This is a genomic window from Phytoactinopolyspora halotolerans (assembly GCF_010550675.1).
GTDB classification, from domain to species: domain Bacteria; phylum Actinomycetota; class Actinomycetes; order Jiangellales; family Jiangellaceae; genus Phytoactinopolyspora; species Phytoactinopolyspora halotolerans.
Genome location: NZ_JAAGOA010000016.1, coordinates 82315 through 106413 on the forward strand (window position 1 = coordinate 82315; position 24099 = coordinate 106413).

16 protein-coding genes are annotated in these 24099 nt (G+C 66.9%); 6 read left to right on the forward strand and 10 right to left on the reverse strand.

Annotated features, from left to right (window positions below; all coding sequences use genetic code 11):
* The first annotated feature begins 189 nt into the window (after window positions 1-189).
* On the forward strand, window positions 190-705 hold the full coding sequence (locus tag G1H10_RS21230) for a SigE family RNA polymerase sigma factor (protein ID WP_216853515.1): 516 nt from the start codon (window positions 190-192) through the stop codon (window positions 703-705).
* On the forward strand, window positions 702-2213 hold the full coding sequence (locus G1H10_RS21235; RefSeq protein WP_163741491.1) for a hypothetical protein: 1512 nt from the start codon (window positions 702-704) through the stop codon (window positions 2211-2213). Before G1H10_RS21230 ends, G1H10_RS21235 begins: the two co-directional genes overlap by 4 nt.
* Window positions 2214-2382: 169 nt before the next feature.
* On the opposite strand, the gene G1H10_RS21240 is transcribed toward G1H10_RS21235, so the two are convergent.
* Window positions 2383-3411 (reverse strand): zinc-binding alcohol dehydrogenase family protein, encoded by a 1029-nt coding sequence (locus G1H10_RS21240; protein WP_163741492.1) that lies wholly within the window; start codon window positions 3409-3411, stop codon window positions 2383-2385.
* Between the two features lie 373 nt (window positions 3412-3784).
* Between G1H10_RS21240 and G1H10_RS21245 the strand changes: the two genes are divergently transcribed.
* Window positions 3785-4954, forward strand: coding sequence for a glycoside hydrolase family 3 protein (locus G1H10_RS21245; RefSeq protein ID WP_163741494.1), 1170 nt, complete (start codon window positions 3785-3787; stop codon window positions 4952-4954).
* 121 nt (window positions 4955-5075) lie between these two features.
* On the opposite strand, the gene G1H10_RS21250 is transcribed toward G1H10_RS21245, so the two are convergent.
* A complete protein-coding gene (locus tag G1H10_RS21250) occupies window positions 5076-5483 on the reverse strand; it encodes a hypothetical protein (protein ID WP_163741496.1) in 408 nt (135 codons plus the stop codon).
* Between the two features lie 322 nt (window positions 5484-5805).
* Here G1H10_RS21250 and G1H10_RS21255 point away from each other — a divergent pair, with 322 nt between their 5' ends.
* Entirely contained in the window at window positions 5806-6414 is a 609-nt protein-coding gene (locus G1H10_RS21255; RefSeq protein WP_163741605.1) for an MBL fold metallo-hydrolase, read from the forward strand.
* 12 nt (window positions 6415-6426) lie between these two features.
* Here the strand turns inward: G1H10_RS21255 and G1H10_RS34060 are convergent, their stop codons facing one another.
* From G1H10_RS34060 to G1H10_RS21270, 3 genes are all read right to left on the reverse strand, one after another.
* On the reverse strand, window positions 6427-9378 hold the full coding sequence (locus G1H10_RS34060) for a helix-turn-helix transcriptional regulator (RefSeq protein ID WP_163741498.1): 2952 nt from the start codon (window positions 9376-9378) through the stop codon (window positions 6427-6429).
* Between the two features lie 131 nt (window positions 9379-9509).
* Complete coding sequence (locus tag G1H10_RS34680; RefSeq protein ID WP_163741607.1) at window positions 9510-11021, reverse strand: alpha-N-arabinofuranosidase; 1512 nt, start codon at window positions 11019-11021, stop codon at window positions 9510-9512.
* Window positions 11022-11186: 165 nt separating this feature from the next.
* Window positions 11187-11696, reverse strand: a complete 510-nt coding sequence (locus G1H10_RS21270; RefSeq protein WP_163741500.1) for an alpha/beta fold hydrolase — start codon at window positions 11694-11696, stop codon at window positions 11187-11189.
* A 152-nt stretch (window positions 11697-11848) separates the two neighbouring features.
* Here G1H10_RS21270 and G1H10_RS21275 point away from each other — a divergent pair, with 152 nt between their 5' ends.
* Together G1H10_RS21275 and G1H10_RS21280 are read left to right on the forward strand one after the other, a co-directional pair.
* Entirely contained in the window at window positions 11849-12373 is a 525-nt protein-coding gene (locus G1H10_RS21275) for a maltokinase N-terminal cap-like domain-containing protein (protein ID WP_163741502.1), read from the forward strand.
* 299 nt (window positions 12374-12672) lie between these two features.
* Window positions 12673-12987: a hypothetical protein gene (locus G1H10_RS21280; RefSeq protein ID WP_163741504.1), complete on the forward strand. Its 315-nt coding sequence runs from the start codon at window positions 12673-12675 to the stop codon at window positions 12985-12987.
* A gap of 388 nt (window positions 12988-13375) precedes the next feature.
* On the opposite strand, the gene G1H10_RS21285 is transcribed toward G1H10_RS21280, so the two are convergent.
* From G1H10_RS21285 to G1H10_RS21305, 5 genes are all read right to left on the reverse strand, one after another.
* Window positions 13376-15070, reverse strand: a complete 1695-nt coding sequence (locus G1H10_RS21285) for an RICIN domain-containing protein (RefSeq protein WP_163741506.1) — start codon at window positions 15068-15070, stop codon at window positions 13376-13378.
* Window positions 15071-15200: 130 nt separating this feature from the next.
* Complete coding sequence (locus G1H10_RS21290) at window positions 15201-16760, reverse strand: DUF3502 domain-containing protein (RefSeq protein WP_163741508.1); 1560 nt, start codon at window positions 16758-16760, stop codon at window positions 15201-15203.
* An 85-nt stretch (window positions 16761-16845) separates the two neighbouring features.
* Window positions 16846-17886, reverse strand: coding sequence for a carbohydrate ABC transporter permease (locus G1H10_RS21295; protein ID WP_163741509.1), 1041 nt, complete (start codon window positions 17884-17886; stop codon window positions 16846-16848).
* Between the two features lie 59 nt (window positions 17887-17945).
* On the reverse strand, window positions 17946-18932 hold the full coding sequence (locus G1H10_RS21300; protein WP_216853517.1) for an ABC transporter permease subunit: 987 nt from the start codon (window positions 18930-18932) through the stop codon (window positions 17946-17948).
* A gap of 279 nt (window positions 18933-19211) precedes the next feature.
* Window positions 19212-23993: a Tat pathway signal protein gene (locus G1H10_RS21305; protein ID WP_163741511.1), complete on the reverse strand. Its 4782-nt coding sequence runs from the start codon at window positions 23991-23993 to the stop codon at window positions 19212-19214.
* Between the last annotated feature and the right edge of the window lie 106 nt (window positions 23994-24099).

Sequence of the window (24099 nt, forward strand, 5' to 3'; positions counted from 1 at the left end):
TACTTGTCGCCGGCGAGCACGTGCCGCGCTGGTGCCATCCGCCGAGCCTTAGTGGGGGTAGCCCCAGGGCTCTCGATTCGCCGACGTCCCGGCGGACCGGCAGAATTTCTTCCGTCCGGCCGACAACCGATCTCCCGCGCGCTCCGTTTAGTGGTCGACAGGGAAATGACGCCAGGGAGGAAGGTCTTCGTGAGTAGACATCAGACACGAGCTGACGAGTTCGTGGAATATGTCAATGCCCGACGGGGATATCTCCGCCGCGCCGCATACCTGGTGTGCGGTGATTGGCATCTCGCCGAGGACCTGGTGCAGACGGCGCTGGTCAAGCTGTACGCCGCGTGGCCGCGCATCCACACCGACGGCGCGGAGGACGCCTACGCGCGTCGCATCATCGTCCGGGCCTACCTGGACGAGAAGCGGCGCCCCTGGCGTCGAGAGAAGGTCGGCCTCGATGGCTTCGACGAGGCCGCACCGGAAGCCCTCTCGCTGGAGGACAACGACGCCCTCCTGACCGCGCTGAAGGCGTTGCCTCAGCGCCAGCGAGCGACGATCGTGCTGCGCTACTGGTTCGAGCTGTCCGTCGAAGAGACGGCCAGCGACCTGAACTGCTCCACGGGAACGGTGAAGAGCCAGACCGCTCGCGCGATCGCCAGCCTGCGCACCACCCTGTCGGCGGATGACATGACGATGGAGAGGCGACCATGATGAACGACGACGACCAGATGCGACGGTTGTTCCGGGGCGTCAAGTTCCCCGATGAGCCGGCCGCGACCTCGACGGCCGCCGATGACCTCAAGCGCGGCGAGCGGTACGTGCGACGCCGGCGGGTGGCGTCGTGGAGTGCCGGTGTCGCGGGCGTCGCGGCCGTGGCGACTGCCGCGGCCTTCACGTTCCCGGGCGACGACCCGGCGAACGGCCCCGAGCTCGACGTCGCCGGCAACGAGACGTTGACCCAACAGGACAACACAAGCCCGGCCCCCGAACCGGAGCCCGAGCCGGATGAGCAGCCGGCGGGTGCCGAGCTGAGTTTCGACTCCACCAGACAACTCCTGCTCGACACGGCGGTGGAACACCTCGACCCCGCGCACGAACACCTTCCGGGAGAGAGCGCTAACGCCGGCACCGGCAACGACGGGGATGGCAACTGGCGCATCTCCACCAAGCTCGATTGGACCGTCCCCGGGGAGAGTGGCCTGGGCATGATCCAGGCCGGAGTGACGACCCCCGGCTACGTGTCCTCCGATGAGCATGCGCTGGACGACTTCGCGGTGACCATGGGTTGCGAGATCGGCACCGATGCGTGTACCGAACAGACCATCCCGGGAACCGACGAGACAGTGTGGGTCAGCGACGGCGACCCCGCGAGGGACCTGGTGTTCAGCGTCGTCTACGAGCGCGCGGACGGATCGCTGACCGGGATCGGCGTGCACACGTTGTTCGGCAACAACAGCACCGAGCCGGTCTCGGAGGTCGATGTCGACCTCGAGCAGGCGTTCGCATTCGTCACCGACGAGGACCTCAGCGTCGATCCACGAGAGACCGAACGGGCCGAGGTGATCGAAGCCGAGGAGTACGAGCAGCGCCGGATGGAGGAGTCACAGCAGGAGGGTGACTTCTCCAGCACCGAGCAGGTACCGGCGCCGGAAGCCGTCGACATGACCGACGACGAGGTCCAGGCCGCGTTCGCCGCCTGCACCGAGAGCGTCGAGGAGTGGAGTGAATACGAGCCGCTCTTCGGTATCCGAGCGGAGGTCGATGCCGAACCGACGACCCCCGCGGCCTGGCTCATCGCGGAGCAGGGCGACACTAAGCTCCACTGCTCGCTGAACGGCTCCGGCCGGTTCGCCGGTGCCGGTCTCTTCGGCAGCGCGGCGGCCAAGGACCTGCCCTACCTCCGCGGTCCGGTCGAGGCGAAGCAGGCCGACTACGGGCTGTACACCAGCACCATCGACCGCGTCACGGTGCAGGTCTCCGGCGGACCGGAGCAGGATGCGATCATGCGGGACGGCTACTGGTTCTTCCCGACCGACGAGGTCGACACCAGGATGATCGCGCTGCGCGGCTACGACGCCGCCGGCGAGCTCGTGTACGACTCCACCGAGGACGACGCCGAGTGCTACGCCGACCCGGACCGCACCGAGGTGCTCATCCCCGGCGAGGACGAGGACGTCGCACCCGAGGCCTGTAAGCCGATGGTGGAGTGGGACCACTGAGATCCGGGTGACCGGGACGAGGTTCCGCTGGGCCACGTCGTCAGCAGCGAGGGTCATGGAGCTGATGCAGCGCAGCTCCATGACCCTCGCATGCTGCTGCGCACCCGGCATGACCAGGGCCGGCAACGAAGGCGCGAGGCGACGGCCCGAGACGACGGACGGCCCCGGTTCAGGGCACGAGGACGGCGGCGCCGCGCACGGCACCGCCGGCCAGGTCGCGTACTGCCTGGTCGGCCCGGTCCAGTGGATACGCCACGGTGGCGACATGCAGCCGGTGTTCGGCGGCGAACCGCAGGAATGCTCGGGCGTCGGCGCGCGTGTTGGCCGTCACGGTCCGCAGCTGGCGCTCGAGGAATAAGTGTTGCTGGTAGTTCAGTGCCGGAACGTCCGTGAGATGGATACCGGCGACGGCGAGCGTCCCGCCACGGTCCAGCGCGGCGAGTGCCACCGGTACCAGATCGCCGGACGGTGCGAACAGAATCGCGGAGTCCAGCGCCTCCGGCGGCCCGTCGGCGGGGTCCGCGGCGGACGCCGCGCCGAGGTCGAGCGCCAACTCGCGCGCCAGCGGATTGCGTGTCAATACATGGACGACGGCACCCTGGGCGATCGCCACCTGTGCCGCGAGGTGCGCGCTGCCCCCGAATCCGTACACTCCGAGCCGGCCGCCCGGGGGGAGTTCTGCGCGTTGCAGCGCACGGTATCCGATGATGCCGGCGCACAACAGCGGCGCCAGCTCGACGTCGGAATAGCCTTCCGGCAGCACCAGGGCGTAATCTTCCGGCACCGTGGCGAATTCGGCGTACCCGCCGTCCTCGTCCCACCCGGTGTAGACGGAGCGCGGGCACAGATTCTCCGCTCCGCGCAGGCAGTAGCGGCACCGTCCACAGGTGCCACGGAGCCAGGCGATGCCGACGCGATCACCCACCCGCACCGCCCCGCCGGCCCGGTCCGCAGCGGCGACCGCCACCACCTCACCGACCACCTCATGCCCCGGGATCACCGCCGGGCGATGCACCGGCAGATCACCCTCGGCGACATGCAGGTCGGTCCGGCACACGCCGCACGCCAGCACCCGGACCAGAAGCTCGCCCGCCGCCGGTTCCGGTCGAGGCTCCACCACGAACCGCAACGGCCCGGCGGCCACAGGCCCTGGTTCAAAGGCCCGCCAGGCACGGTGCCGATCCGCATGTGCGCTCATCCGCAACACCTCCACGCACCCAGTTTCGCCCGAGCGCCGTCCCGCACAGCCGGCGAAACCCGCACCCGTCGCTACTTCTGGGCGAAATGCCCGACTTGGACCTCTGACCAGCGACAGTACGTCCGTGTCGGCCTAAGCTGCTCTATCACAGTGGCCGTCGGCTCAAGACCGGCACCCACCGCCCCCTCCACCGCAGCACAGGGAGAAGATAGTCTCACGCGAAGGCGACATCCATCACATTGCGACCATGAAAGGGATTATCGGGAGCGCTCCCGGGAGAAGATCATAGCGGTATGATCCACTTCTGTCGGAGACAGCGGTAGGTCGCTCTCGATAGTGGGCTTAGGGCGGACGACATGGAAACGTTAGGGCAATGATGCAACTCCCCACGATGACGCTCGACGAGAAGATTGCTCAGCTGTTCGTGCTCCGCGTGTACGGCGCCACCGCCGATGCGACAGACGAGGAATCCGTCCGGCGCAACCAGCAAGCGTACGGCGTCGACAACGCAGCCGAACTCGTCGCGGAGTACCAGCCGGGGGGTGTCGTCCTCTTTCGTAACGCCGGGAACATCCGCAACCCTGCACAGATCGCCAAGCTGTCCAACGGCATACAGCAGGCGGCCATGGACCGTCCGGCGACCGACCCGGTTCCGCTGCTGATCGGCGCGGATCAGGAGGGCGGCAAGGTGGCCCGGCTGTCTCCGCCGGCTACCTGGCTCCCCAGCGCCAGAGCGCTTGCCGGTCTGGGCCCGCACGCCGCGGAAGAGGGGGCGACACTGTTCGCCCGGGAGATGCGCGCCATGGGCATCATCCAGGACTACGCACCGGTCGCCGACGTCAACATCAACCCCGAGAACCCGGTGATCGGCGACCGTTCGTTCGGGACGAACCCGGAGACCGTGTGCACGTTCGTCAAGGCACAGATCCAGGGCTTCCACCAAGGCGGTGTGGCCGCGACGGTCAAGCACTTCCCGGGACATGGAGACACCACGGCCGACACGCACACCAGCCGGGCGGTGATCACGCACAGCCGGAGCCAGTGGCGTGAAATCGACCTCCCGCCGTTCGAAGTCGCGATCAATGCGGACGTGGATGCGATCATGACCGGACACCTCGTGTTTCCCGCGCTCGATCCCTCCGAGTCGATCGCTACCACCTCCCGGCCGATCATCACCGACATCCTCCGCGGTGAGCTCGGCTTCGACGGTGTCGTGATCACCGACGGCCTGGAGATGTCCGCCGCCCGCATCGCCTACAACGACGAGGAGACGCCGCTGCGTGCCCTGCAGGCCGGTGTCGATCAGCTCCTGCTGCCCACCGAGGGTTCCTTCGCCGCGGCCGCGAAGACCATCCGCCGGGCCGTCGAGGACGGAGACCTCAGCGAGGACCGGATCGACCAGTCCATCGAGCGCATCGTGCGACTCAAGCGGCGGTACGGGCTATTCGACAACCCGTTGGTGGACGCGGGGCACGTGGGACACACGGTCGGCTCGCGCGACCACCTGGAGATCGCCCGCCGCCTGGCCAACGCGGCCGCATAGCACTACCGCCACGCGACGGCGACCCGCCGCCATGTCGGAACGGTGGCCCCGAGCGGAACAGCCTAGAACGACTCGATCTGCCTCTTCGCCCACCAAGCTGCTCAACACCGACCGGCGGCAGTTACGGTTGCGTCCCCGATTCGCTCTGCAGCGGAGCCCGTACCGCGGCCGCCGCACGTATCACCCGGCCATGCTGCTCCGCGTACGGGGCGTATTCGGGGGGTGGCTCGCCGGGGCCATACAGCGGGCGTACCTCGGCCGCGATATCGTGCAACGCCGCCCGGTCGAACCCCTCGTGAGCGAGCCGACCCGCCTCATTGGCGGCAAAACGGAGGTCCTCCACTCGACCGCGCCACCCCGGATTCGACATGCGTTCCTCATCGCCGGCCATCGCTCGCGCGAGATCACGCAGTGCGTTCTCCAGCTCGTCGAGCTGGGCGCGACGCGTGTCGACGTCGAGCGGCAGGTCCGGCGGCGTCTCCCCGCTGTCCCCGCTGAACAGGTCCTTGACTCGGTCGAACAGTCCCATCAGGCAACCTCCTCCCACGTACCCTAGCTGCCGTCGTCGCTCCCGCTGCGCGGCCGGTCCGGTCAGACATGCTCATCCACGAACTGGTGCGATACCCGGCAGATCGAGAGCAACGGTCGGCGGAGACGCGTCGGGCTCATTCGACAATGGACATCGGCAGTAAGTGTTGTGCTTAGTCGTCAACCCGGGCCGGCACGCGTTAATCAGCATCAGTCCTGGACACACGGTCATGCAGGAGAGAAAGGGACCGGGCCGCGTCAGCCGAACGGATGATCCGTATCCTGGTCGAATGGACTATCACCGCGTATCACGGGAGCGGTTCATGACTTTAAACATCGACCACGTGGTCACGTCCGGTACTTTCAACCTTGACGGGCAGACAGTCGATGTTGACAACAACGCCTGGGTACTCGGGGATGAACACGAGTGCATGCTCATCGACGCTCCCCACAATGCCCACGCTATTCTCGAAGCGGTGGGGGCCCGCACCGCCACCGCTATCGTGCTCACCCATGGACACGACGACCATCTCAGCGCCATCGGAGCGCTGTTCGATGCCACCGGGGCTGCGATCCACCTGCACCCCGCCGACCGGATGCTCTGGGATCGTGTCTACCCCGATGTCAGCCCCGACCACGATCTGGCACACGGCGATGTCCTCCGCGTCGGCGGAACCGAGGTCCGGGTGATCCACACACCAGGGCACTCGCCCGGGTCCGTCTGCTTACACGTCCCGTCGATCGGCGCGCTGTTCAGCGGAGACACGCTGCTGCACGGTGGGCCGGGCGGCACCGGGCGTTCGTTCAGCGACTCGCATGCGCTCCTCAGCTCGATCCACGACCGCCTGTTCACGCTGCCTGGCGAGACCGTGGTACATCCGGGCCACGGCGACACCACGACGATCGGGGCCGAGGCGAGCAGGATCGGCTGATGCGTCGTCCGGCTACGGCGCCGGAGCCGGCACGTCCCCGGCCAGCCCTTCCCGGTACGCGACGGCCGCGGCCTCTCCGCGACCCGACACGCCCAGCTTGGCGAGGATGTTCGACACATGCACGCTTGCGGTCTTGGTGCTGATGAACAACGCCTCCCCGATCTCGCGGTTGCTCTTGCCGGCCGCGATCAGCGTGAGCACCTCACGTTCTCGTGCCGTCAGTCCGAACGTCCGCTCGGTCTCGGCTTTCCCCCAGGCGCCGTCGGCTCCAGGTCCGTCGAGTCCCAGCCCCGATCGGGCGCACAGCTCCTCGATCGACGACAGGGTCAAGGTCGCACCCAGAGCGCGCGCCTCGGCGGCGGCCTCATGCAGAACAACCTTGGCCGCCGCCCGCTCGCCGTTCGCCAGCAACGCTGCGCCCTTGCGGTGCTTGGCGTAGGAGATCAGGTTCACCGGACCCTCGATCGTCGACAGCTCGGCCAAGACCACGTCCCACGCCGCCGGGTCGTCGCCCGCACAGCCGAGCCCGCCGAGCTCCGCCTCGACGAGCAATCGCCACAGCGGCATCGGAGAACTCTCCGAAAGCCGCGCCGCGGCGCCACGGAGCCATTCGACATCGGCACGGTTCTCCGCGTCATCGAGCCCGCGCGCACGGATCCGCTCCGCCAGCGCCCGAGCGCCGGCGAACGCCAGCGGCAGATCGAACCCCGGAGCATCGGCCTTGCCCGGCTCGCGCAGCACCTCGGTCACCGCGGACCAGGCCCCGTCCACGTCGCCACGGGCGAGCAGCAGCTCCGCATAGGTCCGAGCGATGTATCTGCTGTGCTGCGGGTACGTCGCGTTTCGGGCGACGCCACGGCGCAACTCGGCCACGATCTGCTCCGCCGTGTCCAGCTCGCCCCGCCATAGCGCGAGCCGGCCGCGCAGGTTGTGCAGGTGACCCACATGGTCCGTCGCCGGCCGCAGCTCAAGGCCGCGGGTGATGAGGCGCTCGGCGCGGTCCCATTCGCCGAGCGCCAACAACGGCTCGGCCGCGTTGCCGGACAGCATCGACCCCTGGGTGCGTTTGCGACCGACCGCCGCGGCGCGCGTCTTGCCCTCGGTGGCGACCTCCACCGCCTCGCTGTACCGGCCGAACAGGTTCAGCGCATGCGAGACATTGACGTGGTAGCGGATCTGGGTGCCTGGAACATCGGTCTGCACAGCGCGTGCCCGCGCGAACTCGGCCATCGCCTCGTCGGCGCGCCCTTGCTCTGCCCAGACGGATGCCCGGGTGATCCGCACCGACGCGACCAGGTGCTCGGCCTCCGCGCTGGCGGCAGCCTGCTCTGCCTCGTCACACGCGGCGAGCGCCTCGTCGTACCGCCATTCGAGCATGAGCATCATGGCCACGGACTCCAGTACCTGGGCGCGGGTGACCGACGGTGGGGACGCCGGGATCAGCTCCGCCGCGCGCACCAGGGTGTCCACCGCACCATGCATACCGGTCCGGCACATCATCCGGCCGATCCAGCCCATCACCTCTCCGGCCAGCACCGGTTCGGACTCGACATCGACGTGTTCGAGCGCTGCCCGCGCCAACGCCGTCGCACGCTCGTCCTCACCGGCCTGACCAGCCTCCTTACAGGCACGCAGCATCAGATCGACCCTGGTGCCGCCCGACGCCTTCTCCGGATCCTCCACCTGATCCCACAGTTCCAGGGCCCGTTCGAGCATCAGCAGCGCGGATGCGTGTGCATACTCGCCGACGAGTTCGTCGGCCGCGCGCAGCGACCATTGGAAGGCACGCTCGACGTCATGTGCGAAGTACCAGTGGTGCGCGATCGACGCGGCTACCCGTCCGTCGCGCACCAGCGCCGGACGTTCCTCCAGCGTGCGCGCGTAACGTGCGTGGACCCGGGCGTGTTCGCCGGGCAGGACGTCGTCATGGACGGCCTCGCGCAGCAGCGCATGCCGGAAGCTGTAGCCATCGCCGTCGACGACGATGACGCCGGCGGAGATGGCGTCGCGCAGCGCCGACTCCAATGACCCAACGTCGTATTCGGCCACTGCCTCGAGCATGGAGTGGTCCACATACTGACCGGCCAGGGACATCAGCCGGATCAGCCTCTGGGTCGGCTCCGGCATCGACTCGAACCGCACCAGCAGCAGATCCCGCAGCGACTCCGGGAGCTGGCCGTTGTCACCATCCTGATCCACCAGCGCGAGTTCTTCCACGTAGAACGGGACGCCCTCGCTGCGTACCCAGACCCGCTCGATGTGGTCTTGATCCACCTCGCGTCCGGCGATGCTCTTCAGCTGCGCCGCGACGTGTTCCCGGCTGAGCCGGCGCACGTCCAGCCGCGCCCCACGCCGGCTCCGTTCCAACTCCGCCAGCAGCGATCGGACAGGATGACCACGCCCGACCTCGTCCGCACGGATCGTCATCACCAGCATCACTCGGGTGCCGATCATGCTCCGCACGAAGAAGCGCAACAGGTCGCGGCTGGGCCCGTCCGCCCATTGCAGATCTTCCACGACAGCGACCAGCGGTTTCTCGGCGGCGACGCGCTCGAGCAGGGTGGTGAACACCTCGTACAGCCGCCCGCGCCCTTCTGCGCCGCGGTCCGGTGCGCCACCGAGCTCGGGCAGCAGTGCCGTGAGAGCCTGGCCACCCGGACCGGCGAGTTCCACGAGCTTCTCCGGCCCGAGCTGAGTGAGCAGGCCGTTCAGCAGCCCGATGATCGGGACGAAGGCCATCTCCTCGCCGTCGAGTTCGACCGCCTGCCCGACGACGACCCGCGTCCCCTCGGCAGCGACCTCGGCCGTGAACTCTTCGACCAAGCGGGTCTTGCCGATGCCGGCCTCGCCGCTGACCAGGACGGCCGCCGGCTCACCGGCGGACACGCCCTTGTAGACGGCGCGCAGATCCGCCAGCTCAGCCTCTCGCCCGATCAGAGTCGAGCGAGTCACCCAGGTGTTCACGTATCCATGGTGCCACCAGCCACCGACAACTCTCCCGCGATTATTCGCCTGATGTGCTCGACTATGGACCGTTTCCGCAGGCGATGGTCACCACAGCGCGACGAGCGTCACATCGGCCCCCTGAAGTCCGGTCACGGCTGGAGGCCAAGCTGTACGGTGACGAACGAGTGAGCTGGCACATCGACGACGAGCGCGTCCCCGTCGCGGTCCGCGCCGTCGAACTTCTGCGGCGACACCGCCGACGGATCGTCGAACGTGTTGTGCGACCGCACCGCCGGAGCCGTCAAGATCCGCGCCTCGCCCAGCGTCCAGGGGCCACCGCGCAGGTCCAGCCGCAGCCGGGCGTCGTCGTGCAGATCCAGATTGGTCGCCGAGACGAGCACCCGCCCATCCTTGACGCTGGCGGAGGCGGAGACGGCGTCGAACTCGAGGCCGTCCGCCTCACGCCGCGCACTGTCCTGGATGACATGGAGCGGCAGCAGGGTCGCGTCCTGGTGACCCTTGTTCATCTCGAACACGTGGTAGGTCGGCGTCAGCAGGAAGCGGTCACCCTCGGTGAGGATCATCGCCTGCAGCACGTTCACCGTCTGCGCGATGTTCGCCATGGTCAACCGGCGTGCGTGCCGGTGGAAGATGTCGAAGTGCAGGCTGGCTACCAGCGCGTCGCGCAGCGTGTTCTGTTGGAAGAGGAACCTCGGGTTCGTATTCTTCTCCGCCTTCCACCAGGTGCCCCACTCGTCGCACACCAGACCGATGCGAGCCTGCGGGTCGTAGCAGTCCATCACGCGAGAGTGCCCGGTGATGATCTCGTCGATCCGCCAGGCTTTGGCCATCGTGAGGTCGTATTCCTCATCGGTGAACGACGTGGCCCTGCCCTTGTTCTCCCACGTCGGCGCGGACGTGTAGTAGTGGAAGGAGGTAGCTTGGTAGAGGTCGCGCGGACCCGGCGAACCGCCGAGTGAACCGATCGACTTCATCAGGGTCTCGGTCCACGAGTAGTCGTCGTCACGGGCACCGGAGGCCACCCGGTAGAGCACGTTGTCGTCGTGGTTCTTGCAGTAAGTGGCGTACTGACGGGCGAGGTCGGCGAAGTACTCGGCACGCATGTTGCCGCCGCAACCCCAGGTCTCGTTGCCGATCCCCCAGAATTTCACCTTCCACGGCTGCTCGCGTCCGTTCTCCTTGCGTAGCCGCGACATCGGCGAGTCGCCCGAGCGGGTCAGATACTCCACCCACTCGCTCATCTCCTGCACGGTGCCACTGCCGACGTTGCCGGAGATGTACGGCTCGGCACCGAGCATCTCGCACAGCTGCATGAACTCGTGGGTGCCGAAGTGGTTATTCTCCACGACATTGCCCCAGTGGGTGTTCACCATGCTCGGCCGCGACTCCTTCGGGCCGATGCCATCGCGCCAGTGGTACTCATCCGCGAAGCAGCCACCCGGCCAGCGCAGGTTCGGGATGTCCAGCGCCCGCAGCGCCTGCACGAGGTCGGTCCGGATCCCGCCGATGTTGGAGAGCGCCGAGTCCTCCCCGACGTAGAACCCGTCGTAGATGCACCTCCCCAGGTGTTCGGCGAAGTGGCCATAAAGGTGCCGGCTGATCGTGGGTCCGGGGACATCGAGGTTGACGACGGCGGTCATGGTGGAGTTCGCCACGCGGGTCCTTCCATCAACGAGTGTTAACGCTCACAACGTAAACATGTCACTCACGTGTGTCAATGGAGCCCAGCCGCTGCCACTCCACGAGCTCATGCGATGGTCTTCCCGTGTCTCACACACCATGTGGGCTTCGAAGCCGGATGGTTGTCAGCTGAATGCCTGCGCGATGAACGGCTCCGCCAGTGCCATGAACTGCTCCGGCGCGTCGCGCCGCACGAAATGCGAAGCACCGTCGATGACCTCGACTCGGCCGCCGCGGTCGGTGATCATCCGCTGGTGTTCGGCCGTCATGCCAGTCTTTCGGGCTCCGGTGACGACGAGAAGCGGGACACCGGCGGCGGTGATCTTCTCTACCGCCTCCGGCCAAGGAGGACTGGGGATCGTGTCGCGGCTGCGGGCGATCGCCGGGTCGACGGCACGACGGGCCGCCACGACGGCCGCGGCGACACCTCCGCCGGCCGAGTGACCGTAGATCACGGCGGGCAACGCGTCCAACTCGGACTCCAGGTCCGCCAACAGTTCTCGCACGTCGTCGACCAACACATCACCGTGGTGCAGTCCAAGCTGCTCGCTTGCCAGCGCGGTGACCGGCCATGCCCACGCAGGTCGCAGGCGACTACCGACTGTGACCGCCGTCTCCGCGCGCCGTCCGACCATGTGCAATAGGCGCATCCGGGAAGATGCGTTACTTCGCCCCCTATGACGGCTTGTTCGCGCCAAGTGCGCAGGTGCAACCCCCTCATGCCAATGAGCGGGCTGTCGGGGCTGGTCGCCAGTCCGGCAACCTTCCACCTGTATGGTCTTGCGACATGGCCATTCTGCACTCCGCGACGATCCGGCCAACCAAGCCCGAGTTGCTAGAGGCGGTGCTCGGCGGGCCGGTCGAGGTGCTCTGCAGTTACAGGTTTGAGGACCCCGCGGGCGAGGTCGGCGTCGAGGCGTTCGTGGTACGGCACGAAGTGCAGCTGCAGCACGTGGTGTTCACCTACCGCGGCGCGCCACTCGTGGATGACGAGGCGCGGCTGGTGAGCACGGTGGAGCACTCCGAGCTGGGGCCACGTTGGGTGTACGACGGCACCACCGACCCGGTCGCGCTCGATTGCTTCCGCCGGGCCGTCCTGGGCGAGCAGGACCAGGCGGTCCTCGAGCTGTGGGAGGACGGCCGGCTGGTCGGGATCCGGGAGCCGACGGTGCGGCTGAGCGCAAGGGCGGGCGCATCGGCGGACGGCGCGACGGTGCGGATCGCCCGCAACCTAGGCGACGCAGTTACTGGTCCGGCGCTCGTGGCGAGCTGGGCCGGCGGCGAGTCGGTCGTCGCCGTGCTCATCGACTGACCAGGGCACGCTGTGGCGTGCCCTCGCCCTGCGTCGCCTCAAGGTAACCCCGATCTAGCGTCCGATCATGCCGCGATCCGGTCGCGCCCGACGTGCGTCATTTCGCCGCATATTTACCAGAACCAGCGCCGCTAGGGACCCTCGTCGAAGTACTCGATCACAAGAGAGTTGCCGCGGAACCAGGAGCATGCGAGCGCTGGGCGAACGCCAGGGCGGCCGTACCCGGGTGTGGGCCGAGCACACCGCCTGGGGAGCTGATTGCACTCCTGAGCGGGAACACCGCCTCCTGGTTTGGACTTGTGCAGGCCTCGCGCCTGCGGAGCGCGCTGCGTGAGATCACCGATCCTGCCGATCTCATCGCCTGTACCCGGGGCCGGGCCAAGGTCCACCCGTTCACCGGGCACCCAGCCGCGGTGACCCGGCTGGTGGACATGATGGCCGTCGCCGACTATGCCACGCTCGGGCTCGCAAGCAGTCCGATCGGGCCCGACGCCGCCAAGGGTTACCTCCCGGCCGGCCCACTCGATGCCACCGTCTGGCCCTCGGCCTGCGTCACGACGCACCGGCAACGTCGTCGTGCGCGCCACGGGGTTCGACTTCACATCGTCGCCTAAATCGCTTCACGTACTGTGCCCCTCGCTGCCCTAGACGCTGCCACGTCCCCGATCCCCGCGTCCGCGGCGTCGGGGAGCGTGCAAGGCCCTCGACGACGATGCCACCTCGGCCGCCGCGGGAAACGCGGTGCTTGCCGGTATTCATGCAGCGGATTGCGTGTCGGGATCCCTGCAGGGCAACCGATGCCCACCACGAGACCATGCCCATTGGGTCTGGGGAGGCTGGGTAGCTCATCCAGGCTGCGGAACGTGCGCTTGCCGCTACTCGTCGGGCGTGCGGACGACTACCTAGGGACTAACGATCCGGACTGTGCAGGGAGGCGGGTCCCGTGTCTCTTGGTCGCGAGACCCGCCGTCAATCGGATATCGGACAATGCCGACCGCAGGATCAGCCGACTCTAGTCAGGCGCCAGCGCTGCTGCGGCCCACCGTGATCGGTCCACTGGATCACCGATGCGCCATCCGTGGTGACGTTGCCGTTGTCCAACGCCTTCCCGCTGCGCTCACAGACCAGCTTGTGATAGCCGCCGCCAACGTCGATGACCTGCCACCGTTGCGGTGCGCCACCGTTGTCCGTCCATTGGATCGCCGACGCGCCGTTGTCCGGCACGTTGCCGTTGTCCAACGCCATTCCGCTGCGCTCACAGACCAGCTTGTAGTAGCCATCGCCGACGTCGGTGATCCGCCAGCGCTGTTGCGGCTCACCGTGGACCGTCCACTGGATCACCGACGCACCCTCGGTGGTCACGTTGCCGTTGTCCAACGCCATCCCGCTGCGCTCGCACACCAGCGTGTAGGTCGCGCCGGAGACGATATCCAGGCCATCACCACCTGAGAGCCTGGTACACGTGAGCGTGCCGAAGCCGAGTTGGTCAAAGCCACCGCTGGTGCTGCCGTAATCGCCGCCCCCACCCTCGGGCCGAACATCGGTGGCGAACTGCTCCGTGTAGGGCACGCTCAAGCCACGGCGAACGGCGTAGTGGTTGTAGACCCGCTCCCACACAGGACGGAACTGGCCCCGGCTGTGGTCGGAGATCTGGGTATGCCAGTTCGGATCACAGTTGTGGCCCGATTCCCAGTAGTAGTCGGTGAACGGCACCGAGTTCCCCAGGTTGTACCTGGCGATGTACTCGCAAGCCTTCATGAACCTGTTGTCGTGGGCCCCGTACAGGTCATAACCCTGGTTCCAGGCCATCTCACAGAACGCGCCCATCTGGCCGACACCCATCAAGGTGTGGCCCTGGTCGCGGCCGCTTTCCTGCCACTGCCCCAACGTGTCGTCCTCGTGCAGGTGCGGGATCGCGTTCAGGATGGAGCCTTGCCCCACACCGTTGTAGAAATAGTCGACCACCCAATCGATCTTGGACTGGTCATCGGTCAGTATCCCGATCGCCAGGATCGAGTTCATGTTGCACAGGTCCCAATTCGCCCAGTAGTGCGAATCGCAGGTCCCGTGGCGCCGGACGAGGAAGTCGAGATTCAGCGTATAGAAGATATCGTTCATCATCTGCTGGAAGCGGCCCAGATTGAAACCTGGGTAGTCGCGCATGATCTCGCCGACATTCGCGAATTGGTATCCGTAGATCCCCGCTGCTAAAGACGCGTTCGTGTCCCCGGTGATCTCCTGTAGTGTCGCCGACCAGGCATTGCAGATGTCCCTGGCAGTATCGCCATGATCCGTGTTGTTCTGAATCTTCCACCGCAGGGCGTTCTGATACGCGGCGTGGATGTCGTTGTACAGGATCGAATAGTTCTGGCCGGAGCCGCCTCCGCGCTTGATGGTCTCCTGCGGATTCGGTGTCCAGCCCGGATGCGAGTGCGAGTTGGCGATCAGCCGTTCCCAGCCCGCCTGCCACGGCTGGTCGCCGGCCATGACCCGGGCCCGCATCCGGTCGAAGTCGGCCTGGGTGTGCAGCATCCCGGGATGCGTCACCGCCGCCGACGCGGGTGTGGCCACGCCGAGCAGCCCTGTGCCTGCTCCGGCCACACCGACGCCGGTCGCCAAGGCGGTCTTCAATACGGTTCGTCGGCTGATCATGGAGTTGTGGCCGTGCACCGGTTGCTTGTTGTCGTGTGTCGGCATCGTTGCCTCCCCTTGAGGGTCGAGTCCCCCGTGCGGACGGGTCCCCCGCATGCACGCGAATCGCCGCACCACCTCCTCGGGCGTACTCCCACGTCGCCAGGTCCCGCGAGCGGTCAATCGGGTAGCCTCGTCACGCGTTGTTCGAGAGATACGCGTCGGCCTGTTTCTCCATCTCCGCCTGGAGCTTCTCGAGGCCGGCTCCCTCGGCGGCCTTCTTCAGCTTGTCGAGCTGGTCGTCGACGTCGACGATGCCGTAGTAGAGCGGGTTGGCGAACTCGGTGATCACCGATTCCATCGCCGACAGCTCCTTTTCCACCGGTTCGGTGTCGGGGATGAACGACGCGAACGGGTCGACGGTGAAGTTGTCGAAGTCCTGTGCCCAGGCGAAGACCCGGTCCTCCGACTCGGTCATGTACGACGCCTTGCGCTGCAGGCTCGCCCGCCAGCACAGCGAGTAGCCGGGGAACTCGTAGTCGCCCAGCGCCTCGAACTTGTCGTCACCGACCGGTTCCCAGTGGGTCCCCTCGATGCCGTACTCGACGAGGTCGTGGTTCTCCTTGATCGAGAGCCAGTCCTGCAAGGTCAGGGCGTTCTCCACGCTCCCGCCGTTGGCGTTGACCACAACCAGGTTGTCGGCCTGGAACGTCTGGTTCGGCTTGGCGTCGAACCCACCGGAATACGGAAGGACGTTGGCCAGCATCGCACCCGGGACGGCCTTGGTGAGGGCGGGCATGGCGTTGCTCGTCAGGCCATCGGTCATGGCCCAGTTCGCCGCGTACTTGCCGGCGGTCCATTGGTCGCCGATCGTATCGGAGTCGGTGTTGATGGCGTCCTTGTTGATGATGCCGTCCTGGTAGTACTGCCGGATCCGGTGCATGGCATCGATGGCGCCCTCGTCCTCCCAGAACGGCACGGGGCGGCTGGAACCGGTGTCGACGGCGTCGCGGGCGAAGATGAAGAACAGGCCGCGACCGGAGAACGCCTTGGCGATGGTATGCGGGTCCTCCCACGACGCGGCATTGAGCATGCCGGCGGGAACAGGCATCACGTTGAGATAGCCGCTGCCCGAGCCGACGCCGAAGGGGATGGTGCCGTCGTCCTTCTCCTTGACCGCGTAGAAGAATCGCTCCAGGGTCTCGAAGTCGGTGATCTCGGAGAAGCCCAGCTCGTCGGCGAGGTCCTGGCGCACCGCGAAGTGCTGGCACCGGCCCGCACTATTGACCTGCGGAATCCCCCAGAGCTTGCCGTCCCAGGAGTTGGATTCGATCAGCCTGCTATCGAGCGTCGCACTCAGGTTCTCGTACGTGCCCCACTCGTCGGTGAGATCAGCCAGCGCGCCGTCCTGCTGCAGCTGGGCCATGTTGAGCCAGAGCGCCTGCAGGGCGTTGTCGAACTTCTCGCCGGCGGTGAACTTCAGCAGCGCCTGTTCCTGGTAATTCGACCAGTTGATGAACTCGGCCCGGAGGGTGAGCCCGGTGTCGGCCTCGAGCTTCTCATTCACCTGCTCCAGGACGGCGTCCCAGCCGGTCGGCACCGTACCGGGCATGATCGCGGTCACCGTACCGCCGCCGCCCGAGGAACCGGAGCCGGAGTCATTGCCGCAGCTGGACAGGCCGAACGCCGCCGCGAGGCCGAGGCTGCCGGTCATACCGAGGAAGCCTCGGCGGGAGAGTGTATGAGAGCTGGTCATGAGAGCTCCTTCGTGCTCGATACGGGTGGGTTGGTCTGCGGTGGGATGGAAGATCAGCGGTGCACCTGTCGGCCGTGCACGATGGTCAGCCCTTGGTGGCGCCGAGGGTCAGGCCCTTGACGAAGAACCTCTGGGCGAAGGGATACGCGAGGATGATGGGTCCGATGGTGACGGCGGTGAGCGCCAGCCGGAGCTGGTAGACCGGAACCGTCGGCGCGTTGCCGCCGGGCAGCATCGCGGCGTTCGTGACATTCGCGATCATGTTCTGCAGCAGCTGCTGCAGCGGGTATTTGTCGGGATCGGAAAGGAACAGGATCGCCCAGAACCACTCGTTCCAGTACGCCACCGCATAGAACAGGGCGATCACGGCGATGACCGCCTTGGACAGCGGCAGCACGATCCGGAAGAAGACCCGCAGCTCGCTGGCGCCGTCGACGCGCGCGGAGTCCAGGATCTCCTGCGGGATCTGGCGGAAGAACGCCACCGTGATGAACACCAGGAACGGCATCAGCATGTGCGGCAGGATCACCGCGAACCAGCTGTTACGCAGCTGCAGCACCTGGGTGATCAGCAGATACATCGGCACCAGCCCTACGTTGAACAGCAGGGGCAGGTAGGCGAAGACCGTCAACGGGCGGCTGATCACCCGCATCCGGCGCGCGATCACCCACGCCAGGCCCGCGGTACACGAGACGGACAACGCCGTCCCGACGACGGTGATGAACAGGGTCGCCTGGTACGCCCTGCCGATCGCCTGGCCGGAGAACAGCGCCTTATACGCGTCCAGCGAGAACGGGTCGGGGAACAGGCTGTACCCGTCGAGCGACAGCTTGGTCTCGTCCGTGAACGAGCCCGCCACAATCATCCACAGCGGGATCAGGCAGAACAGCGCGAACAGCGTGACCACGATGTAGCTGACCACGGTGAACGGCTCGGTCGTCCTGACCCGGGCGCGCTTCTGCGCGCGCTGACGCCCGGCCGGCGGCGTTCTCGGCCGGGTCGGTCCGTCCTGTCCCGGCTGGGTCGTCGAGTCTCCCGGCGGGGTCGTCGACGACGCCCGATGGGCGCCCGCCCGAGCCGTCGCGTCCGCCGGCGCAGTGGCGCTGCCATCGTTCGTGTACGCCATTGCGTCCTCCCGTCCTTCTTCGCTGTCGCCACCGGTCAGGTGGCGACTGGTCCAGGCGCTCATAGGATGCTGCTGTCTCGGGCGTAGCGGCGCTGAATCAGGACCGCGATGGTGACGAAGATGAAGCCGAGCACCGCCTGGAATAGACCGACGGCGGCCGTGGTCCCGAAGTCACCCAGGCTGCGCAGCGCTCGGAAGACATAGGTGTCGATGACGTCCGTCGTGGAGAACAGGACGCCGTTGTCGCCGATGATCGCGTAGATGACGGCGAAGTCACCGTAGAAGATCCGCCCGATTCCGAGCACCACCAGGATGGCCGCCGTCGGGCGCAACAGCGGCACCGTGATCGACCACGCCATGCGAGCCCGGCTGGCGCCATCGATCACGCCCGCCTCGTACACGTCCGGCGGGATCGCCGTGATCGCGGCCAGGAAGATCACGGACATGTACCCGCCGAGCTGCCAGACCTTGACGACGGTGAGGATCCACGGCCACGCCCCTGGCTCGGTGTACCAGGTCAGGGTGGGGAGGTTGAAGACATTGAGCATGTCGTTCACAGCTCCGCCCTCGCCGCCGACGCCCGCCAGCAGCACTTGGAGCATCACGCTGATCACGATGGGCGAGACGAAATACGGGAAGAACACCACCGACTGCGTGACCCGCTTGTACATATGCAGCCGGATCTCGTTCAGCATGATCGCCAGGAGCAGCCCCCACGCCAGCGTCGCCGTGAGAAACAACGCGTTGAGGAAGACCGTGTTCAGAATGATGCGCGCAGCGCTTCCGGTGGAGATGAAATATTCGAAGTTATCCAGACCATTCCACGGGCTGCCGAATATGCCGTCGGAGACATTGAAATCCTTGAATGCGACGACCAGGCCGGCCATAGGCAGGTACGCGAAGACCAGGAAGTAGACCACACCCGGAACGGCCAGCAGGGCCAGCGACCACGACACCCGCTCGGTCGGTGCTGCGGGACGCCTCTTCTTGCCCTTCGAACCGCCGGAGGCGTCAGTTTCCGGCCGTGCGCTCAACATCTCGGCCATTCCGGCTCACCCCCTTCGGTTCTTTCTATGGTGGTTATGCATGTGATCTCTATCTCCATCCGGAGCGGCTATGCGCATTCCGCATCCGCGAGCTCGGAACATTATGGGCGCGTGCCACAGCGACAAGACACATGAGGGCGACGCAACTGTTTTCGACATTTGTCGATCGGCAGCACGGCGACCACGCGGCCCCTCCTGTTCCACACACGTCGCACCTCCTTCTCAGTTCTTGATCATGTGCCGATTGAGGCCCCTCACGGGGCGCAAAGTGGTACATGATCAGGTGGCGGTCAGACCGTCGAGTGCCTGCAGGAGCCGCTCGGCCGCGTCGTCGATCTGTTGCTCAGTCGCCTGCTGGTCAGCCAGAACGGAGTCGCCGTGTTCGACGGCCTCATCCAGCGCGGCCAGGCTCGCTTCCGTGTACTGCGTTCGGTCGACGGCGGCCGCCTCGTCGAGCAGCAGGGTCAGCAACGTGGTGTCGTGCACCCGGGTCAGCAGCTCCACCTCGGCGAGGTTGCAGCGGCCGTCGTGGTCGTCCCAGATCCGTAGCCGCTCATAGACGTCGGTGCGTTCCTCCAGGTCGAACTGGTACCAGCGAGCCTCGTCGACGCCGCCGACGGTCAGCAGGTCGTCCCAGGTCGTGCCGTCGTCATCGGAACCCTGGAAGACCGTGCCGTTGGCGCGAGAGATGTGGCTCTCCCGCGGGTAGATCCGGATCGCGTCCAGGGCGACGGCGTTCTCCGCACCAAGCCGGACGTCGATCCAGCTGGTCGGCTGCAGCGTGTCCGGGTAACTGGCGGTGTCGTCGTCGAACGCCTTCCAGCCGTTCTCCTGCTTGGTGCCCTCACCCGGCCACACGATCGTCGACGCCTCCACCATGGACGGGTCGAGCTGCACCTCCTGCAGCAGCGTGTCGACGGAGACCAGCGCGTCGACGGCGTCGTAGATCGCATCGATCAGCGCGCGCTCGTCGTGCCCCGGCTCCTCCAGCTGTGCCTTCACGTCTTCCAGCACCTGGCTGAGCCGGTAATGACTGCCCTTCGTGTAGTCCTCTGCAGGCACGCTCTCCGCATAGGCGATGACGTCGGCGATCGGCTCACCGGCCGTGGTGACCTCCCCGGAATCGAGCTCCGAACCGTCCGCGCCGAAGGCGACCACACGGTAGTGCCGGCTACCGTGGCGCAGGCTTTCGCCGTCGTAGGAGAAGGTCAACACGTGGTCAGCGATCTGCTCCCATTGGTCGCCGTCGTCGGAGCGGTACACGTCGAAGCGAACCGCCCGGTCGGGCTTGTTCCAGCGCACGGTCACCAGTTCGCGTTCGCGCTCGACGTACGGCGTCAGCTCGCCGTCCGCGTGCGGCGCGACGACGGCGTCCCCGAACGACGCAGCCGTATCCGCGACGACGCCGGCGTGCACGGCGTCCGGCATCGGGGTGAACAGCTCGCCGACGTGTTCCCATGCCGAGCCGTCCGCCGAGACGTACGCGTGCACGATGTGCGAGTCGGTGTCCCGGTCCAGCTTGACGTGCGGGTAGTCGTCGACGTGGTAGCCGTCCAGCTCGACGGTGAGCGGGCTGCGCTGCTCGTCCTGCCAGTCGTGGAAGCTGTCCCGGGACCGGTTCCGCAGGACGAGATCGCCGTCGGCGTCGGCCCCGAGGTAGATGTACCGGCCCTTCTCCGCCTCCAGGTGATCGCGGAGCATGACACCGTTCAGGTCGCCGCGCACCTGGTCGATCCGGGCGCGGACCGAACCGCTGCCGGTGAGGACCTGGTGGACGAAGTGGAACGAATCCTCGATGTCCCGCTCGTAGATGATGTGGTCGTTGCCGTCGCCCAGGCCTGAGCCGTTCGCGCCGGCGATCCGGATGCCTTGCTCGGATGCGCTGGCCCGGCCCCGGTCGACGTCGCCGACCCGGTCGTCCCGCCAATCGGTGCGGTGCAGTCCCTGGGAGACCGCTTCGCTCGCCTCCACCCCGGTCGCGTACGACGCCCAACCCGAGCCGCTCTCGTTCTCCCCGGCGACGGTGTAGTAGTAGGTCCGCCCGTTCTGCACCGATTCGTCCACGTAGGACGTGCCCTCGACCCCGGTGGCGATCACCTCGAACGGCCCGTCGGCGTCCTGCGAACGCCGGATGGTGTACGACGACGCGCCGCCGGCCGCCTTCCAGCTCACGACGGTCTCGCCCGCATCGGGTAGCGCGGTCACGAAGTCGACGCTGCCCGGCGTGGGCTCCGGGTCGGCAGTGCCGTCGAGCTTGAGGACGACGGCGGTCTCCGGCGCGACGCTGACCGTCCCACCGTCGCCGACGGGGAGCTCCTCGCCGGAGACCAGGTCAAGCACCGTCGAGCCGTCGTGATCGGACGGCACGTCGACCTCGAACGTCTGGGCGTTGCCGTACTCGTCGCGGGTGGTGTTGAACGCGAAGAAGTAGTGGCCGTAGCGGGCGGTGAGGAAGTCGGCGTAGCCGGAGTACGGTGTGTCCGGCTCCAGCCCGTCGCGGTTCACCGTGCCGACGCCGGGCTGGTAGGCGATCGGCGCGATCTCACCGGCCAGCGCCTGCGGCAGGTTCCCGTCCCGGGTCTGCTGGTCCTCCATGAAGTCGACGTCGATGTTGTCGATGCGGGCGTAGTAGTCCTGCGCCTGTAGCCGCGCATCCGTGTCGATCTGCACGATGGTGTCGTGCGTGGGGTTCATGACGTGCAGCCGCCCGTTGCCGGCGTAGCCGCGGTTGCGCTCGAAGAGTGAGCCGAAGATGCGGGTATCACCGTCGCGCAGGGAGACGAACATGTTGTCGATGTCCACCCAGGCGAACCGCTCGTAGTCGGCCGGATCCACGCCCAGCTCGGCGATCTCCTGCTCGGTGTAGTAGTCGAAGTCGGTCTGCGGGTGCACGGCACCGGCGGCGACGCCGTCGAAGCGCTCGTACTCCGCTCGGCCCTCGGTGATGTACGCGTAGGTGTCGGCCAGCTGGTAGTCGACCTTGTTCTTCGACATCACGTTGCCGAAGTGGTTGAAGTACTGGTGATCGGCCAGCTGTTGCTGGGCGAAGGCCACGGCTTCGCGGGCGTAGTCCCAGTACTCGTCCCACTCCTCGCCTGAGTATCGTTCGGCGTTCTCGGCCATGTGTTTCTCCAGTGACGCCCACAGCAGCGCCTTGCCCTCCGCGACCCGGACCGCGTAGCCGTCCCAGCCGGGGTACGACGCGTTGCGCTCGTCCACCACCTGCTGCATCCGCATGACCCGATGGCCGTCGCCGTCGACGCCGGTGTAGCGCGCATAGCCGCGGGCATGGATGTTCTTCAGAGCGCTCTTCAGGATCTGGTCGCCCAGCTCCTCGTCGCCGGCGTGGTCGAGCGTGCGGAACACCCACTCCGGGAGGTAGTTGACCGTCTCGCCGTAGTTGGCGACGTAGGTGTTCTCCCTGGTCAGGCCCGCCTTGGTGAAACCGGTGTAGTGCTCGCCGTAAGGTAGCCGCCGCACCACGTCGCCGTTGTCGTCCAGCTTCGACTGGGCGAGCCCCTTGCCGATGATCTGGACGTAGTCGTCGGTGAACCGGGCGTTCTGGTCGTGCCAGAACAGCGAGTGATACACATCCAGTTCCTCGCCCTCCGGACCGACGAGGACCTCCTCGCCGAGATACGGCTCCCAGCCGAGGGCCTCCCCCAGGATCTGGTGGCTGCGCTCCTTGCCCTCGTAGAACTCCGAGCCGATGACCCGCAGCCCTTCGTGCGCCTCCCAGGCGCCCTCGTAGGTGTAGAGGACCTGGTTGTAGATGTAGGAGTGCCGCGACCGGGCGAAGTCGAAGTTGGCCTTGAGCACCCGTTCGTACGCCTCCCGGCGGGTCAGCTCGCCGCCGTCCCAATCCTCGCTGGGCAGGGAGGTCTCCCCTTCCTCGGTGCCGGTCGCGAACGGCTGGTCGAGGAACGCCTCGAACTCGTCCGTGCCGTAGATGTCCTCGTCGGCCAGGAGGTTCTCGATGATGTAGAGCGCCTCACCGAGCGCGCCGTAGTAGCCGCCCCAATCGCCCTGGTGGCCGCCGCGCAGCAGCAGCCTGGTGTTGCCGTAGTAGTCGAGGACGTGGTTGTCGATGGTCTTGAGGATCCGGTCGACGGCCGTGCGCTTCTCGGCCTCGCTCTGGGCCGGACACCAGTCGTAGAACAGACACTGCGCGTAGAAGCGGAGTTCGTCCTGGTAGCGGACGATGGACAGCTTTCCGCCATCGCCGGCGTCGACCTTGGCCGAGTAGTCGTTGAACAGCTTGACCTGGCTCGCGGTGTAGCCGTCGATGAGATCCTGCTTCTCCGCCTCGGAATGGTCCGGCCGAGGGTCGGCCGGCGGATCGAACCCTCCCTGCTCCTCGCCGGAGACGTCCAGATGCGCCGTGGTGTGCGTATAGGCGCGGTAATAGCCGCGCGAGTCCTCGGTCACGTCGCCGGAGAACCCGCCGTGGTAGGTGCGCACGGTGATCTCGACGAGTTCCTCCCCGCGGGTGTGCTCCAGCGGGAGCATGATCGTGTTGTAGTAGAACCGCCCGGGCAACGGGTTACTGGAGCCGATGTTGCTCGCCTCATAGTCACCGGAGCGCCGGTAGCCGATCTGCTCACCGTTGATGTAGGCGATGGTCTTGTAGCCGGACTCGTCGCCGCCCCAGAACTTCAGCGTGAAGTAGTTCTGGGCGACCGGGTCCACCCGCATGGTGAAGCGGAGTTCGCCGCCCTTGATGTCGACCGGGTCCAGCGGCTGCGCCACCCGCGCCGGTTGACCGAGGCCGCCCTCGACGACGGCCGTCGACTCCGCCGCCAGCCCGTGCGCCGTTTCGGAGTCCGGATCCCCGAAGACGATCACGTCCTGGTAGCCGTCCGGCAGGCCGTGATCCTCCGCCGGCTCGCCGACGTCCTGCCCGGCCACGCCGCCGAGCGTGGGCGCGGCCGCGCCCACGACGCCTGACGCCGCCGTTCCGGCGACCGGCACGAACACCGACAGCACCAGGCTCAGCAGCGCGGTCACGGCGACCGTGCATGCCGAACGCCATGCGGGTCGACGACTGTCGCCACGGGTCATGGCGTGAACCTTCCCGAGTTCCGAACTCACAGATCATCACCGTCCGATGTCCGATCCGGCCATAGATAGCGGTTTCGATGAAGTTACGGGTGGCGACGCTATCCGT

What these genes read in the sequence shown, in the direction of transcription:
- G1H10_RS21235 (WP_163741491.1), top strand. Translation starts at nt 702, where the DNA reads ATGATGAACGACGACGACCAGATGCGACGGTTGTTCCGGGGCGTCAAG.
- G1H10_RS21240 (WP_163741492.1), bottom strand. Translation starts at nt 3,411, where the DNA reads ATGAGCGCACATGCGGATCGGCACCGTGCCTGGCGGGCCTTTGAACCA.
- G1H10_RS21245 (WP_163741494.1), top strand. Translation starts at nt 3,785, where the DNA reads ATGATGCAACTCCCCACGATGACGCTCGACGAGAAGATTGCTCAGCTG.
- G1H10_RS21250 (WP_163741496.1), bottom strand. Translation starts at nt 5,483, where the DNA reads ATGGGACTGTTCGACCGAGTCAAGGACCTGTTCAGCGGGGACAGCGGG.
- G1H10_RS21255 (WP_163741605.1), top strand. Translation starts at nt 5,806, where the DNA reads ATGACTTTAAACATCGACCACGTGGTCACGTCCGGTACTTTCAACCTT.
- G1H10_RS34680 (WP_163741607.1), bottom strand. Translation starts at nt 11,021, where the DNA reads ATGACCGCCGTCGTCAACCTCGATGTCCCCGGACCCACGATCAGCCGG.
- G1H10_RS21270 (WP_163741500.1), bottom strand. Translation starts at nt 11,696, where the DNA reads ATGGTCGGACGGCGCGCGGAGACGGCGGTCACAGTCGGTAGTCGCCTG.
- G1H10_RS21275 (WP_163741502.1), top strand. Translation starts at nt 11,849, where the DNA reads ATGGCCATTCTGCACTCCGCGACGATCCGGCCAACCAAGCCCGAGTTG.
- G1H10_RS21285 (WP_163741506.1), bottom strand. Translation starts at nt 15,070, where the DNA reads ATGCCGACACACGACAACAAGCAACCGGTGCACGGCCACAACTCCATG.
- G1H10_RS21290 (WP_163741508.1), bottom strand. Translation starts at nt 16,760, where the DNA reads ATGACCAGCTCTCATACACTCTCCCGCCGAGGCTTCCTCGGTATGACC.
- G1H10_RS21295 (WP_163741509.1), bottom strand. Translation starts at nt 17,886, where the DNA reads ATGGCGTACACGAACGATGGCAGCGCCACTGCGCCGGCGGACGCGACG.
- G1H10_RS21300 (WP_216853517.1), bottom strand. Translation starts at nt 18,932, where the DNA reads ATGGCCGAGATGTTGAGCGCACGGCCGGAAACTGACGCCTCCGGCGGT.
- G1H10_RS21305 (WP_163741511.1), bottom strand. Translation starts at nt 23,993, where the DNA reads ATGACCCGTGGCGACAGTCGTCGACCCGCATGGCGTTCGGCATGCACG.